Raw genomic sequence first — 16,343 nt, 5'->3', positions numbered from 1 at the left:
TTGATATGTATGAAGATAGTTTTATATTGTTATGCTGAACTTCAAGTTAACGATGCCTATACTGCGCGACAAACCCAGCGCGACAAGCTCAGCGCTTTAACTCACTGCCATTATCAAAACTTCCAGTAGTTGAGTTTCTTTCTAATTTTGAAGTTTCTTAATAGGTTTCTAGGTTTTTTATCAACCCAATTACTGCCCACCATTTCTTCAACCGCTTTCACCACCCGATGTGACGACTTTCCGTCTAGGTAGGGGGTAATTGATGGCCCGTATTTTTTAATGCTATCGATAAGTTCGGGCGAAGGTGACAACGCTTGTTTTATTGCACCTTCTAGCGCATCGCTTTCTGTAATGTTAATAAAACAATCGAGCGGGTCGCGGTTATTTACCGTAACGACCGGTTTATTTAAAAGTAAGAATTCTTGAAAAATAGAGGAGTTGTCACAAATCATCACATCCGCTCTGTACAACGCTTCGATGACTTGATTATTTTCAAAAAACATTAGGTTTTCACTTTCTAACGCTTTGTATTTTTCAACCGTAGAGGCGGCCATTTTCGGGTGCAGTGTCACTAACCACTGCCAGTTCCCGCTTTGACTCAACCGTTTAACCTCATCATAGACGAACTCGGCGCAGGACAAGGATGCAGAGAAAGTAGAACCAAATAGCACCTGCGGTTTATCGTAGTGTTCTGTCGATTGATATTGAAATAATGAGTCTAATTTTACCCACCCGGTTTCAACCACATTGTAATGGCCTTTATTACTGCGTGTTAATGTACCCGTGCGTTCAGGCCCTTCTGTGCAATATAGATCGAACAGCCCACGTTCAGGATAAACATTACCTCGCTTACTTTCATTAAGACCATGAAAAACCTGCACTTTAATGCCGGGAATGAAATTTGGCACTCTATCGCCGGGGACGAACACCGCATCAGGTTTAAAGCTTATCGCTTGCTCAATGGAAGCTAATGCCTGCTCATTTTCATGCAAAAAGTGTTCGGATGCATCATTTCCCACCACCAACCATTTAACCTGATGACCTTGCTTTATCGCTTCATTTTGTATGGGACGAAGTATGTCGAAGGAGTAATTTTGTTCTACATATAAAAGAAAATTTAAGGGTTTCCCCGCAGTACTTGATGGCGATGCATGCATATTCTTACCCTTCAATTTCAAACTCAAACCAAAACCAAAACCAAAACAACAAATAGTAATGAGGCTGCCACTTTTTAGCAAATGGCTTTTGCAATCGTTACGCTGCGATCAATATTCACGCAGAATACGTACAAAACCCTTAGATCATTCAATGTTTTTTGCTCATTGATTTTATATTGAAACCGATGGGTATATTAGCTATTAAGGGGAAGGCTCAGTGCCATCTGAATTACATAAATCACGGGCAATAGCGGCGCTTAAAAACGCGTTTATTGCTGACGCTTTGGCAATGCCAGTACATTGGTATTATAACCCAGTGGACATTTTAAAAGACTTCCCCGGCGGCATTCAGCAATTTGAAGACGCACCATCATTTCACCCCTCCTCTATTATGTCTTTGCATTCCACCAGCCAAGGGGGCCGGTCCAAAGCGTCTAAGCAGGAAAAGAAAAACATTGTGGGCGACGTTATTTTAAAGGGTAAACGGCAATATTGGACTGGCGCTAATCAGCATTACCATCAAGGCATGAAAGCCGGAGAAAATACCCTGAATGCCCATTGTGCAAGAGTGCTACTTAACGCTTCAGTACCGCACTATCAACAAGCTGCTTTTTTAGATGGGTACATTAAACTGCTGTGCGCAGATAAGCCAGCTCACCCAGACACCTACGCGGAATCGTATCATAGAGGCTTTTTTGCAAATCTAGTAGCTGGTAAACCTGCCGATAAGTGCGGCGCAGTGACTCACGATACGGCATCTATAGGTGGCCTTGTTACCATTGGACCTTTAGCGCTCACTTGCGCCTTAAAAGGTGATGACCTGAGTGATATACAAAATCTATGCAGAAGCCACTTGTATTTAACGCACCCCAGTGACGAGCTAGGTGTAGTTTGTGATTATTATGTCGAGCTGCTGTATCGATTGCTCTACCGCACGGACGAATCGCCTCAAGACATACTTGAAGATATTGCCTTGCGAGGGAACCATCTGTCTTTGGCAAAGCTGGTCGCCAAGAATAAAAGCGATATCGAAATAGTGGGCCGTCAATTCTCTCCTGCATGCTACATTTCTGATGCATGGCCCAGTGTGCTGTATTTTGCTTATCGCTACGCAGAAGATGGAAAAAAAGCACTCACAGCCAACGCCAATGTTGGAGGAGATAACGTGCACCGTGGTTTTGTATTAGGTACACTCTTGGGTTTGATTGAAGCCGCGCCAATTCGCGACATGTTTGAACAACTTGCTGATACAGAAGAGTTAGAGCATGAAATTCAGCAAGCTTGTAAAGATGAAGAATAAACCATTGAAACTTTAAGATTAAAAGCACGGACACTCAAACAATGACCATAGAGCGAATAGAAACAAAACAGCGTATGAGCCGTATAGTAAAACATAACGGTACTATCTATCTATGCGGCCAAGTATGCGCCGATGCAACCCAAGGTATTACCGAACAAACCCAAACCATGTTAGATAAAGTGGATACCTTGCTAGCACAAGCGGGTAGCGATAAAGAACATATTTTATCAGCCACTATTTACATCAAAAGCATGGAATACTTCGCCGAGATGAACGCCGTATGGGACAACTGGGTGCCAGAAGGCCATGCCCCTGCTCGCGCTTGCGTTACAGCAGATATGGCCCGCGAAGCTTTGTTGGTTGAAATAACGGTAGTCGCGGCTGAGAAGTGTGAATAGGCCATAGCGCTTGTTCCAGGCTGTGTTGCACCTTTGAATAAATCACCACTCGCCATCAAGACACATTAGAGGCGAACTTCAAAGGTGCGCAACCGTCATGTTTAAATGAAGCAGCCTATGCCGTAAACTTACTTTAGTTACTGGAAAAAAAACTGGGCGCCAATTTCTTTAGTGATTCTGGTCTTATATTTACCGCTGCAAGGTTTGCATTATATTGAGGGGCCAATCTTAAACGTAATGTATGCACTAATTCTTCAGGCGTGTATACGCGCTCTGGCTTCCCTTGTGCAATGACGTCCAAGTCAATTTGATTGCTTAAAGGATCCCAATTTATATTTGTTGGAATGAATTTTCCGGTTACACCGGAAGGTACATTTATTGCGGAGTCTTTGATTGCAGATTCATTGAGTGAAGCGTCGCCGTCTGAGGTGTCATTAAGACCCGCCGATTTATCTACTGAAACTTGCTCTTTAAGGTCTTTCAGCGTCATTAGCCTGCTTAATTGTTGACGCCAAAATGGCGCACCTAACCCAGCGAGCAATCCCGTTAACACGCAGCCAAAAATCCATTCAATAGAGATTCGATTTATACCTTGCGCTATGGGTCCAACTGAAAATGTTCTACTTTCTAAATCAGAGCGTTGATTTAACCTATTTCTTAACTCAATCATTATCGCCCCTGCGTTAGTCGGGTCGTCCTCTGCCTCAAGCCTAGTGTTTAAACTCTCAATTTGACTTTGAAGAAGGGTCATATCTTCGGCATCAGTATTTTCAAGCTCATTTATCAATGACAAGCTGCTGATATTTAATGCCAAGGCAACAATGGTGGCAACGCATGCGACTTTAACGCCAGTCCTCAAACGAAATCGACTTGTGGCACTATGATCACATTTTGCTATCCTATCGGGTAATACTTGCGCTAATTTATCCGCCATTTTTGGTGCTGATACTTTACTGGCTGACGATAAAATATTATTCAACAATACTGACCTATTTAAATATGGCTTTGCTTTTTCACGCTCATATGCCATTAAGGTATTAAGCTTTTCTAGCACATGTGCGCTTTGTGCTGCAGTAAAATCGACATCATGTATTAAAGACAACCGGACTTCTTCAACTACACATTCACACCAATAATCGTAGCCACGGGTTCGAGAGCCAATCATAGACATGAGCTTATCTGTAGTCAGTGCTGAAAACTCAGCAACGGTAATGATCACTAAGGTCAGCACTATAGCGGTATCAAGATAATCCATAATTCACCTCACAAATCTAAAGATAAAATATCGTTTTTAAATTTAGGAATAAACCGGTTGGCATTTTGAATAAAATCAACCGCAGGAAGCATATAGCCCTTACTCCCATTCCCAGCGATATGCATGCCCAATAGTGTTTCTCCATCATCGCTAAGAACAGGCGAACCACTATCTCCAGCCATTGTCTCTCCATCGTAGCTTGCGCTAAGGCGATGTACCGCTTGAAGACGGCTAAGTTCAGGCCCATAGGTAACAATTTGTTGGTTACCCCTTTTAGCACATACATTGGATAGAGTGACTTTGCCGCGCGGGCTGTGCATGATGGCGGTCTTTGGTAATTCATCCATGTAATACAGTATTTTTGTTGGTACTGGACCGGGAATAGCCTTGCTTGCAAGCTCGAGGTTCTTTGGCTCTACTTTGGCAAACGCCACATCGAAGCTCCATGTATCAGTACCTAGCGGGGCGATACTTCCGCAAATATCGTTATAGTGCGCAATAACTTTCCCGCCATGCTCTATGGTGGCCTGCTGACAAGGCTGCTTAATGTCTCTCGCTAATAATCCAAATAGGTGGAAACAACTCACTAGATAGTGCTCAACGGATAGGTTTTTTCGGGTACGGCGTATTAATGCAACAGCACTGCCTTGATCGTATTTTGATTTCTTTGCAGTATCGATGACCTTTATATAGCTCATTGCACTTTCCCCTCTTGTAAACTTTCAATCTTGGCTTTTATTTCCTCATAATTACTAAACTTCAAATCGCTGTATCTTAATGTATTTTTCCCTGTAAACCGCTTGAGTGATTTGTTAATCGTCACTTTTGCTTGAGCGGCTAAATCCTCTACTTTATCTACATAAAGTGTTGGGCAAATTGAATCTAGGTCACGCAGTGTTACGGTTAATACACCTTCACTAAAATCAGAATAGGCTAACGTAAAATCGTCACCGCAATCTCCAGCTTCCATTGGCGTGCGTAATGCACATTTCAGCCTTCCTACATCGTCATCGGCTTTGCAAACATCAGGTGTTGAGCTCAAGGCATTTGCTAAGCTTGCATGAGGCGTTAGCTTCTCGTTACTGGTAATGTTTTTACAATTAAGCTTTTTGAGTAAGGAGTCTGTGGTAAGCCTCTCAAGTAATATCTTCTTAATCGCCTCTATATTTTTCGTTTCTGAAGGGATAGAAAACGACCCAACAAGAGCCAGTTCTCCTGAAATGGTACTTCCTAGTAAGGCTGGATTTTCCAAAACAATACCATTCGCATGTGTTCCCATTACCGGGTAGCCAATAACACCGAAGGTTTCATTCCATGTATTGGTTTTGCTATTTTCGCAGTTTTTCAACGCTGCTTGTGATGCCTCTTTAACGTTCTCTTTCGCAGCATCACTTTCAGTTTTTTTAACTGGCTCTTTAATCGATACGTTAATAATGGCGTGCTGAGTGCTGCTATCTTTCACTTTAATCGTAAAAGCTTCACCCGCTTTTGCCTCGCCTGTAAGCGTAACGATAACTCCAGATCCTCCTGCCACCGTCGAGACGTTTACCGATGAGTTAGGCGTTCTAGTTAACTGTGCGGAATAAGGCTTAGTTCCACCAGATACTTCAACGATTGCCGTTTGAATTACGCCCTGTGTAAATGCTAAAGAGGAATGATCGAGTGTTAGCTGGGTAGTAATATTATCAGTAAGGGCACCACAAGATTTAAACGTAGCTTCATTTAAGTTGAGGGGCATCGCCAATAAACCATTTAATTCGCTGGCTCTTGCCAACATAATTTGACGCTTCGCTTGCATCTCTCCCATGGCAACACTGATGTTAGAAATGACTTTTTCGTAAACGCTTATAATCGCATTTTTAACGTTCTCAGCATTCTCGGCGTTCTCTTTGTTTTTTTTATCGAAGTCCCCCTTCGCCTGCGCTAACATGCCATCGAGAACTTTATTAACATCGGAACCGCCCGTACTAGTGAGTGTGGTTTGTAGTAATTGAGCGAAGTCTAGCCCGGGCGTAAAATATTGTGCGTAATCACTCAATGCAGCTATTTGCGAACCGATACTATCTGTACTCGCCAATGTTGACGTTAAGGCTTCATCGACGGCCACACGAATGCTATCCACTTGCGCAAATACTCTAGGCCCAATCGTGGAAGACTTTGCAAGCAAGGTGTTGGTGCTTTGAAGTAACTGTGCGGCCCGCGCTCTGTCGCTGTCTATCACCTTTAGCTGTGCTTGGGCTGCCGCTTTTAAGCTTTTGCTGGCGTCATCGTTAAGAAACAGTTGGTTCATGTTATTGGTCAAGTCTCCAGCCGCTATGGCGTACTCATCCATTGCGCTACGAAGCCGTTCGGCATTGTTTTGAATATGCTGATAATTGCTAGTAATTCCCACCATAGGGCTAACAATATCTTTTATGCACACCATTGCTCGCATACCAGCAATATACTGCGCACGCCTGCCAACATTTTCATTTGCCGTTCCTAAATGATAGGCGCCCCCTCCGAGCAACCCCGCCGCTTTGAACGTATCAATATTGGCCTCGAAAGCTGCTAAACCCAATGTTACTGTGCCAAGGGCAATCAGGCCTTGGCTTAAATCTTGGCTCTGCTTTGCATCTTCTAAAAGCTTTCTGCGGTAGCCGTCGTAAGTGTAATCGACGTAAGCCATTGCCCGCTGAAGCTCTACTTCGCTTGACTCACACGAGGTGCAATTTTTTGTGTTAACGGGGCGAGGGTCCTCAACATAAGGAAAAGTAGTACAACCAAGTAGGGAGCTTACCAAAATACACATTGTCGATAATCGACTAGTGGTTTTTTCTCGGTTCAATAACTTACCGAATAGCGACTTGCCAAAATTGGCATAGCAGTCGGAATTAATCACGTTCATGTTGCCCTCATAATCCATTTTTATTGGTATATATGAGCAGTGCACGAACCTTTATAATTCTCTCACCTAAATAGCATTTTTATTTTTTTGGGTAGGAGCAATACCTATGACGAGACGATAAAGACAGGATTTAGCTGAGCCAGGCTTAACCTCTAGCCCAGCGCAACTACAAAGTAAGAATACAGCTAGCTAGTTCACGGTTGCGGTACCTATGTACCTATACCACCACCGTGGGTAGTATTGTGTTTTAAAACTTCGAATAAATCTTTATCATGCGAATGAGAGCCATCACCATCGTGATCATGAGCTCCATTGTTACTAAATTGCTTATCTCTATGAAAAACACGATACGTCATCCCATTTTGATTACCCCGATAAACGTATATTTGCATGGAATGGGGATGATCTGTCACGGGTTGAGCACCTTCTGTTCCGTGTTTAGGGTTATCTAAAGTCGGTATATAAAGAACCGTAAAATTTCCCGTTTCATAAACCTGATAGCAATTTCCGCTATAGCTGATGTCGTCAATATTATCTTTGTCAATTCCACTAGCGCCTGTAAATCCAACACTTATATTAGGTTTTGGCGTGTTTTGGCTTTTTGATTCGAACCTACAAGTATTTTCAAGCGCTAAAGCACTGCCACTTTTATCTAAAATTAGCGCTCCAAACCCGTTTATTCGTTGTGATTGAAGGGCGTCATCCGCCCCGCGAGTATCTATATCATTACCTAAAAATTCGACGTCATAACTAGCAGTAATTTTCGATAGCATGCACTCTGCATCGTCATCGTTGCACTCTTTATTTTCATGTGAACAACCAAGTAAGGTTAAAAGTAATAATGTCAGTCCTACGGTTGATATCATTTTTTTGAATAAAGTCATTAGGGTCCGCTCCTAGTTATTGACTAATTAAATTGTATTAACCCACTGTGCAGTGGTGTTTTTGTTGTATTGTTGTAGCCTGACACTTCAAAATCGTATACTCCTGATTCAAAGTGCTGTAATCCCATGTTTATGAAAATTTCGCTTGTAGAAGTTAAATGTAAAGCGCTTGTCGTGAACACTTGCTCTCCTTTTTGATTGGTTAACGTGAACCCATATTTGGGATAATCAAATTCAGGTATTTCAGTATCAACGTAAATTGCAAACACGAGCTGGCTGACCGATTGAGTCACCTTAACCGCATCAAATTCTGAAGCTCGAACATTCGCCATTTCCAAGCGATAAACATTTAAATCGGAATTTGGTTCTAAGCGCTGAGAGGTATTGAACGGCGTTGGCATTAATAAAACGAGAATCAATGCCGCTGCCGCGGCCCAAAGTGGAATAGGCTGCTTCCACATTCGAGGTTTGCTTTGCATAGGCGTTATATTATCAACACTGTTTGCTTGCATTCCTTTGTACAAACGCTCTGTAAGCTCTAGTTGATCTAAACACGCTTGGTTAGACAAAAAATAAGCTTCAAACTCCGCTTCTTCACTCGGTGTCATTCTACCTAGCACATACCGTTCTATTCTTTCATCCTGCTTCACTACGCAAACTCCTAACCATGAATACTCTGGGTCTATTGTTTGTGAAATGCCTATGCTCTTGCGTACTAACTTCTTGTGCACTAACTAGGCCAAACCTCTCAGTGAAATTCATATCAGTTATCTTCCATTACCGCTAACCACAGCGTTTTAAACCGTTGTTTACAGCGATATAGCACATTGTCGAAGTTTTTAGCGTTAACATTTAGTTCATTACAAATCAGACTTTTATCTTGTTCATGTATATAGTAACGATGGAGTAATTCTCTATCTCTCGGTGTATTCAACTCTTTAATAACCGTTTGAACAAGCAAGCCTAAATTATGTCGTTCTAGCGCATCCTCGGGCGATTGTGTTGACGGGCCGGAAGACTCAGACTCCAACGCTTCCCCCATACCCGTTTGTTGGCGCTTAACGTCACTTTTTCTAAAATGCATCAGTAGCTGATTTTTGGCCGTCTGAAGAATAAACGCTGACAACTTTGTGGCATCTCGTAGTTCATTATTCCTAATACGTTCAATCACGATACGCCACGTTTCTTGACTAATATCTTCAGCCAAATCAGGGGCGTGACATTTTCGCCTAAGCACAAAGCGTAACCCCCTTTTATAACGCTCTATCATTTGTAATTCTGCGGCAGCATCTCCCGCTAAAATCCCTTTCACGATAGTGGCTGCAATATCGCTCTCAGACTCAGTCATGCCGCGTTACCATGCAGAACAAATCCCGCCCAGTAGTAAGGGGCTCGCCACGGGTATGTTCCATTTTTTCTTTTGTGATTCTTCACCGCCACTTTCGCTTTTTCTAATGCTTCAGAGATGGGTAATTCGTGTTGTAGTAAATAACGATAAAACTCCTTCATCAGCATCGCGGTTGCATCGTCTTGTACTTGCCACAAACTGCCTATAACACTATGTGCTCCAGCTTCGATGAAGGCGCGGGTTAAGCCAAGCATGCCTTCGCCCTCTATCAAGTGTCCTTGGGTAGTTTCGCAACCACTTAACACAACAAGTTGAGCCTTTAGCCTAAGCCGCCTGATTTCCGAGGCAAACAGCAAATTGTCGGCACTTGAAGCGTTTGATAGAACGAGTCCACCCAATTCAGGCACTTGATTATTTGCTAGCCCATGTGTTGCCATATGTAAGATATTAAAGGTAGATAAATCTAATTCTGCTAACGCTTGTTTACTGGCTTTACCTTTATTTAGAAGGGTTATCGGTTGAGCAGAGAACTCGTTTATGTAACTTGCCTCTTTTGCTGTATAAGGCAATGAGGAAGACTGAAACCCATAGAGTAGCGGGCTGCTTTGGTCTTTCGGCATAGTCTTCATTAAAGGGTCTGCCACAACAAGAATACTGCCTTCATCCACAGCCGTAGCGTAATTATCTCTTCTCGAATCTACTATATTTTGTAAAGAATGTTGATAGCTTACTGACCACCCGCTCTGCGCCGGGGAGGATGCTGACAACAACGAAAATGGTAAACGGGTTAACGCGCCATCCGGTATTACAATTAAGTTCGTTTTGCCTTTGAATAGATACTCTGCATTGCTAGGAAAAAGTGTATTGCGTAGCTCTGCCACCTCTTTACGCATATTACGCAAAGGCAGTTTTTGCGATATCACATTCAGTACAGCGCCCACTCGTTCACTAAAAAAACGCTCATGTTCACTCTTAAAGCTTACAATCTGCTGCTGATCAATAAACCACAACCTAGACTCCACTTCTGCGGTATCAGTAAATAACACCACATCATGCTCTGTTAAAGACTGCTGAAGTTGGGCCAATGATTTGGCAGAAAATTTAGCGGTAGACGGCGGAACAACATAATTGTCACTCTCAAGCTGATATAACGCTTCTGACAATACCCGTATCTCTCTGATGGTCTGTTTTCGCTGCTGTGTTTCAATTTGCGTACTAAGCTCAATCAATTTCACCTGTTGCTTTTGATTGAGCTTTTTTTGTTCACGTTGAATGTCGCTATTAGCATTGTTGTCACGATAAAGCCCATACCCTATGGTTCGTGATCGCGCAGCCTCAGCAAGTAATAAGCTCTGCTCTGCAGAAAGTGAGTTATCAACACGAACCAGCAAACTGACCACCTTCTGGTAGGTAGAGAAATAACCCCTACGTAAATCGGTTCGCTTTATTTTTGAAAAAATGTCGTTGATCTGCTCGCTAATATCACGGCCTATTTGTAGTGCAAGTACTGGGTCGAGATGGGCTACTTCATTGGCATAGGCATAGGTACTTTCTAACTGTGACAACGTGGAGCGCGTTTGAATAAGTTTGCTCGTTCCTTTGTTAAAATAGGTCTCAGCACTTTTAACGTTCCCCATGGATGCATGCAGTGTGGCCATTTGTATTTGTGCTAAGCCGATTGACCGAATATCTTGCGTTTGCATCAGAACATTTAACGCATTTTGCTGATATTTCATTGCTTCATCTTTGCTACCAAGTAACGTAAGGGCATGCGCTAGATTTGAAGCAGCAATAGCATGCTCATAATCCGTGGCAATTCCGTCAGTGTTAAACAAGTAACTCTCTATTCGCTCTTTCGCCTGTTGATGCTCTCCAAGTTGCATGTTGAGTAAACCAACAAAAAAGTCGATTTCACTCGCCCCCTTTGGGGCATTCAATTTAAAAAATCTGCGCTTTGCTATATCAAACGTATCCTTCGAATAGATATACTGCCCCGTTGCCTGCAGAAGCTTCGCTTTTTCTACATTAGCCCACGCATCTAAATATGCATGCTTAAACCTACCGCTTAGCTTTAGCGCCCGTGTAACATGATGATTGGCTTGCTCGATATTGCCTAGTTGTCGATACACACCCGAGAGTTTGATATGCAAGTTCGTGATTGCGTAGTTATCTGAAACTTGGGTTGCTAATTTCTTGGCAAGAACGTATTGCTGCATGGCGTTGTTAAAATCGCCCGTGTGATAAAACAGCCATCCTAAAGAGGTCATGCTTTTAATAGCATTTGACACATCACCTTGTTCCAAGAAAATTTTGCTGGTTTCTTCAAAGGCCGCTACAGCATTTAAATAGCTTCCTTTTTCAATTTCTATTGACGCTTCTAACTCTTTCGCCTCTGCATACAACAAGGGATAGTGCCCAGAACTTAGATGGTCGAACACAATGCTTAAGTACGCCACCGCGGTACCAAATTCACCTTTTTCATAAATATAGTAACTCGCTAAATCCGTGTTAATTTTAATAAGGTAGGATTGGGGAATAGATGTCTGATGTAAAATACGTTTTAGTAAATCAGCTTGATTGTCGTATTCTCCAAGATAGTGGCTCACTATAGATTGCATATAGGCACTGAAAACAATGAGAGAGTGTTCATCTAACGATGTTGCAATATTCTCTGCTTTTTCATAGTACGAACGCACATCATGTAGGGCTTCTTTATACTCCATCTCTGCAAGCTGATTTTCTGCCGCAGACCACGTTAACGAAGCGAATTGAATGGCATTGTAGAAATTCCTGTGAGCATCTAATCCGGTACCAATAGCACTAAATAAGATATCGCTGCGACCTTGCGTTGGCGATGACGCCGAAGTATCTATTTCAACGTAACAAATGACACAGTCGTTCGCATCGAAGAGTAGGTATTCCGGTTGTCTATAGGCGGCTGGAATATCAAGAGTGAGTAAGGGCTTGCTAGTTTTATATTCAGTGCCATAAAGTGCTAAGCGAAAATTTGCTACTGATTGCGTCGCTTTAATAAGCACTGTCACCCCCGTTGTAGGGATAACTCTAAACGTTGTTTTTTCATTAAGGCTTACTTGGAAATTCGCCGTGGTAGCGTCCGATACTGTCACGGTGGGAATCAATGTATTTTCTTCCGCCCATCCAGAGAAAGAAAACACAAAAAGCACAGAAATAAAGAAAGGGAAACCACATAGCAAAGCTACTGATCTTTTGAGAAAAGAGACGCTTAGAGTTTCCATACATGCATTTACGCCACCAAAGTATTGTTCAAAAAATACACTAATTTATTTGAACACTCAAGTCACCTTATATCAGCAGGTTTTAACACTCAGCGTTGGCTTTTCCTTTTTCTAACAAAACTGGCAGAACGTAAAATGCGTATACACTGTCCTTAAAAAGGTTCGTCTATGGATTTACTTGGTTCGGTGAACCACACTGCACCAGTGTCAGATACATAGAAGTGATCTTCTAAACGAATACCAAACTCATTAGGAACCACTATCATAGGCTCATTGCTAAAGCACATTCCTGGTGCTAAGGGGTGTGGATTATCCTTCACCAAGTATGGCCACTCGTGAATATCCATACCAATGCCATGCCCTGTTCTATGGGGTAAACCTGGTAGATTATAATCTGGGCCTAAGCCATCAGATGCTAAGCTGTCTCGCGCGGCCTTATCAACATCGCCACAGGGTACGCCTGGCTTTACTGCATTAAAGGCTGCGTACTGTGCGCGTTTTTCACTTTCCCACATCGCCTTTTGTTTCGCTGTTGGCTTACCAAAGCAGTAGGTTCGCGTAATATCAGATAGATACCCATGAACTTTGCAGCCGGTATCAATAAGTACTAAATCGTTTTCTTTCAATACTTGCGGGTCTTTTACCCCATGTGGAAATGACGTTGCCGTACCAAAAAGTACAATGCAAAAGTAGTTGCCACTGGCACCCACTTTTTTGTGAGCATCATTGATAAAGGCTTCCACTTCTGTGGTAGTAATCCCTGTATAGAGCATACTGGCTGTAGCTTTATGCACTGCAAGGGTCATATCCATAGCACGCTGTATAAGCGCAAGCTCATTGACCGATTTGTGCATTCGGCAGTGGGCAGTAATCTCTGCGCCGTTAATAATGCTGGCGCCTTCAGGAAGGGCTTTATTAAACCCGTCAACAACGAAAAATTGGGTCGATTCATCTACCGCGATTTTCTTGCCACCGGCAGTATCAATTTCACCCACTAAACGAGCAACCAGTGCATAAGGGCTTTCATGCTCTTGCCACCCCATAATGTCACCCTCGATGAGTTTACGTTCCTCAAGGGAGTCGATTTCAAAATAAGGTGCCACGTAGATAATATCGCCAGAGGCAGGAAGAATAGCGCCCACTAAACGCTCGCTGGCATACCATTGCATGCCCGTAAAGTAAGATAAGTTAGTGCCGGCATTAAGGTACAGCGCAGCAATACAATTTTGCTGCATATATTGCTGAGCTTTATCTATGCGAGATAAGTATTCACTTTTTTGAATAGGCGCTACATCGCTAGTCATATTTGAAAGACTACCCAGTGCTTCTTCCTTTGTTTTCCCGCCAATCAGTGTTGTCATAACCTGCCCTTATAATGTTATTCGTCGATAAAGCAGGTGCACTGTACAACACTGAAGTGAAAAGTCGAGAAGCCAGTTAAAGGATCATTCATCCCCTGCCTGCTTGGGTAATTTAAGCGTAAATGTGGTGTCTCGATCGCTCGACTCTTAAAAAAACGCCCTGCCTAAACACTTATTTTTAAGCTGGGGTAAAGATTGAAAAACTCACACCAATGAGAAATCGACGGTACCTCTTTTTTCTTATCTGCGCTAATTGGTTTATTCTTATCTGCGCCAATTGGTTTATTCTTATCTGCGCTAATTGGTTCATTCTTATCTGCGCTAATTGGCAGTACACCTTTAAAATGACTCGCGCCGGTATATTTCACCACCTGCATATCGGCAGCTAGTGCACCTTGAATACCCGCTTCTGAGTCTTCAATAACTAAACAATGCTTAGGCTTAACACCTACTTTCGATGCCGCAAGTAAAAATATATCAGGGGCTGGCTTCCCATTTACAACTTCTGTACTTGTGGTAATGCGCCCTTCAAAAAAAGAAAGAAGACCTGTTGTTTCTAGCGCAAACGCCACACGCTCTGGACTGCTGCTGGTCGCAATACAATTTTTCACGTTCAAATGCGCTAATACATCATTTAACTGGGGAGTCGTTTGTAACTCTTCAGCAAACACTTTTAACAGTGCAGTTAGGTAGTTATCTCGAAACTCAGCCGGAAGCATGACATTGAAATCAGCTAAAATCTGCTTTTGTGCAGACTCGTAACTTTGGCCTAGAAAATACGTATCGAAGTAGTTGCTTGTAACCTCTACACCTAAGTCGCCTAGCATGGCGATAATGACCCGTTTACACAGCACTTCACTATCGACTAATACGCCATCACAGTCGAAGATCACAAGTTCAATGTCTGTAGTGTCGAGGGAGGTTTTACTGCTACCCATTTAATAATCCTTGTATCTTTCGTCCTTTAAAAACGTGCAGGCTATTGTTGAATGCAATAACCCGCACATTAACTAAAAACGAATTATGCTACACGCTCTTCGCCCCAAGAAAGTGAGGGAATGGTTACGCCATCCTTGTCAAAATGCATAATTTTACTTTCTGCGGCAGTTAGGTTGACCACATCGCCATAGCTCACCGGACAATCACCGTCAGCTTTAACCGTGAGCGTACCAGCACCTTCTACATGCACATGTAAAAAGGTTTCTGAGCCAAGATGCTCCACTACACCTACCTTGCCTGACCACAACCCTCGCTCTTGGGTAATTTTTAAGTGTTCTGGTCGCACGCCTATGGCATGTGTATCGTCGCCGGCTTTAGGCATCACATCAATGAAATTCATTTTAGGCGAGCCAATAAACCCAGCTACAAAGCGGTTAACTGGCTTTTGATATAGCTCTAATGGCGTGCCGACTTGTTCGATAATACCGCCATTGAATACCGCTATACGATCGGCCATGGTCATGGCCTCCACCTGATCGTGCGTTACATAAATCATGGTGGTATCTAAACTTTTATGAAGTTCTGATATTTCTAGGCGCATGTTCACTCGAAGTGAAGCATCCAGGTTAGACAATGGCTCATCGAACAAAAATGCCGAAGGTTGGCGCACAATAGCACGGCCAATCGCCACACGCTGACGCTGACCACCTGATAATTGACCCGGCTTGCGATCAAGATAATCGGTTAGGTTCAGCATTTTAGCCGCTTTTTCAATTTTTTCGTCAATCACAGCAGGCGCTACTTTTGCGCGCTTAAGCGGAAACGCAATATTACTGCGAACAGACATATGCGGGTATAACGCGTAAGACTGAAATACCATGGCTAAACCACGTTTGGCAGGCGGCATATTTGTGGCGTCTTCACCGTCAATATCAATGTTGCCGCTAGTCGTATCTTCAAGTCCTGCAATCATGCGAAGTAAGGTAGATTTACCGCAGCCCGATGGCCCAACGAACACAATGAATTCACCGTCACGGATATGTAAATCTAGCGGTTTAATAACATTTACGTCGCCAAAGCTTTTTGTCACTTGCTTTAAAGTAATGCTTCCCATTGGAATACTCCTACTTAACCGCGCCGAAACTTAATCCGCGCACTAATTGTTTTTGACTGAACCAACCAAGAATAAGGATTGGCACCACAGCCATCACAGAGGCTGCTGATAATTTCGCGTAAAATAAGCCTTCTGGGCTTGAATAACTGGCAATAAAGGCAGTTAACGGTGCTGCATTCGCGGCGGTAAGAATGAGTGTCCAAAAGGCTTCATTCCACGCCAAAATAACGTTTAGCAGCAAGGTTGACGCAATCCCGGGTAAGGCGATTGGTAGTAACACGTGAAAAATTTCTTCTTTAATGCCAGCGCCGTCCATTCGTGCCGCTTCAAGAATTTCATGAGGGATTTCTCTGAAATAGGTGTAAAGCATCCCACCATGATAGGTAAGTTAATGAGTGTCATTACAATCACCAAACCTAAGCGTGACGTGCTCCAATAGATTC

At 42.9% G+C, this 16,343-nt stretch carries 13 protein-coding genes and 1 pseudogene; 2 read left to right on the top strand and 12 right to left on the bottom strand.

Annotation, left to right across the window (positions count from 1 at the left end; translation table 11 throughout):
- Nucleotides 1-113 precede the first annotated feature (113 nt).
- The gene (locus C7Y69_RS13645; RefSeq protein WP_126873091.1) at nucleotides 114-1,157 is read right to left on the bottom strand and encodes a CDP-glycerol glycerophosphotransferase family protein; all 1,044 of its coding nucleotides are present in this window, start codon (nucleotides 1,155-1,157) and stop codon (nucleotides 114-116) included.
- Between the two features lie 217 nt (nucleotides 1,158-1,374).
- Here C7Y69_RS13645 and C7Y69_RS13640 point away from each other — a divergent pair, with 217 nt between their 5' ends.
- Nucleotides 1,375-2,457, top strand: coding sequence for an ADP-ribosylglycohydrolase family protein (locus C7Y69_RS13640; RefSeq protein WP_126873090.1), 1,083 nt, complete (start codon nucleotides 1,375-1,377; stop codon nucleotides 2,455-2,457).
- A gap of 41 nt (nucleotides 2,458-2,498) precedes the next feature.
- The gene (locus C7Y69_RS13635) at nucleotides 2,499-2,855 is read left to right on the top strand and encodes a RidA family protein (protein WP_126873089.1); all 357 of its coding nucleotides are present in this window, start codon (nucleotides 2,499-2,501) and stop codon (nucleotides 2,853-2,855) included.
- A 133-nt stretch (nucleotides 2,856-2,988) separates the two neighbouring features.
- On the opposite strand, the gene C7Y69_RS13630 is transcribed toward C7Y69_RS13635, so the two are convergent.
- From C7Y69_RS13630 to C7Y69_RS13580, 11 genes and pseudogenes are all read right to left on the bottom strand, one after another.
- Nucleotides 2,989-4,110 (bottom strand): hypothetical protein, encoded by a 1,122-nt coding sequence (locus C7Y69_RS13630; RefSeq protein ID WP_126873088.1) that lies wholly within the window; start codon nucleotides 4,108-4,110, stop codon nucleotides 2,989-2,991.
- Nucleotides 4,111-4,118: 8 nt separating this feature from the next.
- A complete protein-coding gene (locus C7Y69_RS13625) occupies nucleotides 4,119-4,808 on the bottom strand; it encodes a hypothetical protein (protein ID WP_126873087.1) in 690 nt (229 codons plus the stop codon).
- Nucleotides 4,805-6,997 (bottom strand): hypothetical protein, encoded by a 2,193-nt coding sequence (locus tag C7Y69_RS13620; RefSeq protein ID WP_126873086.1) that lies wholly within the window; start codon nucleotides 6,995-6,997, stop codon nucleotides 4,805-4,807. The genes C7Y69_RS13625 and C7Y69_RS13620 overlap by 4 nt, the downstream gene beginning before the upstream one ends.
- A gap of 209 nt (nucleotides 6,998-7,206) precedes the next feature.
- On the bottom strand, nucleotides 7,207-7,881 hold the full coding sequence (locus tag C7Y69_RS13615) for a hypothetical protein (RefSeq protein ID WP_126873085.1): 675 nt from the start codon (nucleotides 7,879-7,881) through the stop codon (nucleotides 7,207-7,209).
- Nucleotides 7,882-7,904: 23 nt separating this feature from the next.
- Nucleotides 7,905-8,531, bottom strand: a complete 627-nt coding sequence (locus tag C7Y69_RS13610) for a hypothetical protein (RefSeq protein ID WP_126873084.1) — start codon at nucleotides 8,529-8,531, stop codon at nucleotides 7,905-7,907.
- Nucleotides 8,532-8,644: 113 nt separating this feature from the next.
- The gene (locus C7Y69_RS13605) at nucleotides 8,645-9,229 is read right to left on the bottom strand and encodes an RNA polymerase sigma factor (RefSeq protein WP_126873083.1); all 585 of its coding nucleotides are present in this window, start codon (nucleotides 9,227-9,229) and stop codon (nucleotides 8,645-8,647) included.
- Nucleotides 9,226-12,357 carry a CHAT domain-containing protein gene (locus C7Y69_RS13600; RefSeq protein ID WP_185864177.1) on the bottom strand — a complete coding sequence of 1,044 codons (3,132 nt, stop codon included), beginning with the start codon at nucleotides 12,355-12,357 and terminating at the stop codon, nucleotides 9,226-9,228. Before C7Y69_RS13600 ends, C7Y69_RS13605 begins: the two co-directional genes overlap by 4 nt.
- 281 nt (nucleotides 12,358-12,638) lie before the next feature.
- Nucleotides 12,639-13,847 carry a M24 family metallopeptidase gene (locus tag C7Y69_RS13595; RefSeq protein ID WP_126873081.1) on the bottom strand — a complete coding sequence of 403 codons (1,209 nt, stop codon included), beginning with the start codon at nucleotides 13,845-13,847 and terminating at the stop codon, nucleotides 12,639-12,641.
- Nucleotides 13,848-14,011: 164 nt separating this feature from the next.
- Nucleotides 14,012-14,785: an HAD family hydrolase gene (locus C7Y69_RS13590; protein WP_126873080.1), complete on the bottom strand. Its 774-nt coding sequence runs from the start codon at nucleotides 14,783-14,785 to the stop codon at nucleotides 14,012-14,014.
- Nucleotides 14,786-14,868: 83 nt separating this feature from the next.
- The gene (locus C7Y69_RS13585; RefSeq protein ID WP_126873079.1) at nucleotides 14,869-15,900 is read right to left on the bottom strand and encodes an ABC transporter ATP-binding protein; all 1,032 of its coding nucleotides are present in this window, start codon (nucleotides 15,898-15,900) and stop codon (nucleotides 14,869-14,871) included.
- A 10-nt stretch (nucleotides 15,901-15,910) separates the two neighbouring features.
- Nucleotides 15,911-16,343, bottom strand: a pseudogene (locus C7Y69_RS13580) (carbohydrate ABC transporter permease); the annotation flags it as partial.

Source organism: Alteromonas sp. KS69 (assembly GCF_003989595.1).
Lineage (GTDB): Bacteria > Pseudomonadota > Gammaproteobacteria > Enterobacterales > Alteromonadaceae > Alteromonas > Alteromonas naphthalenivorans.
This window is presented reverse-complemented; position numbering and strand designations above follow the sequence as displayed.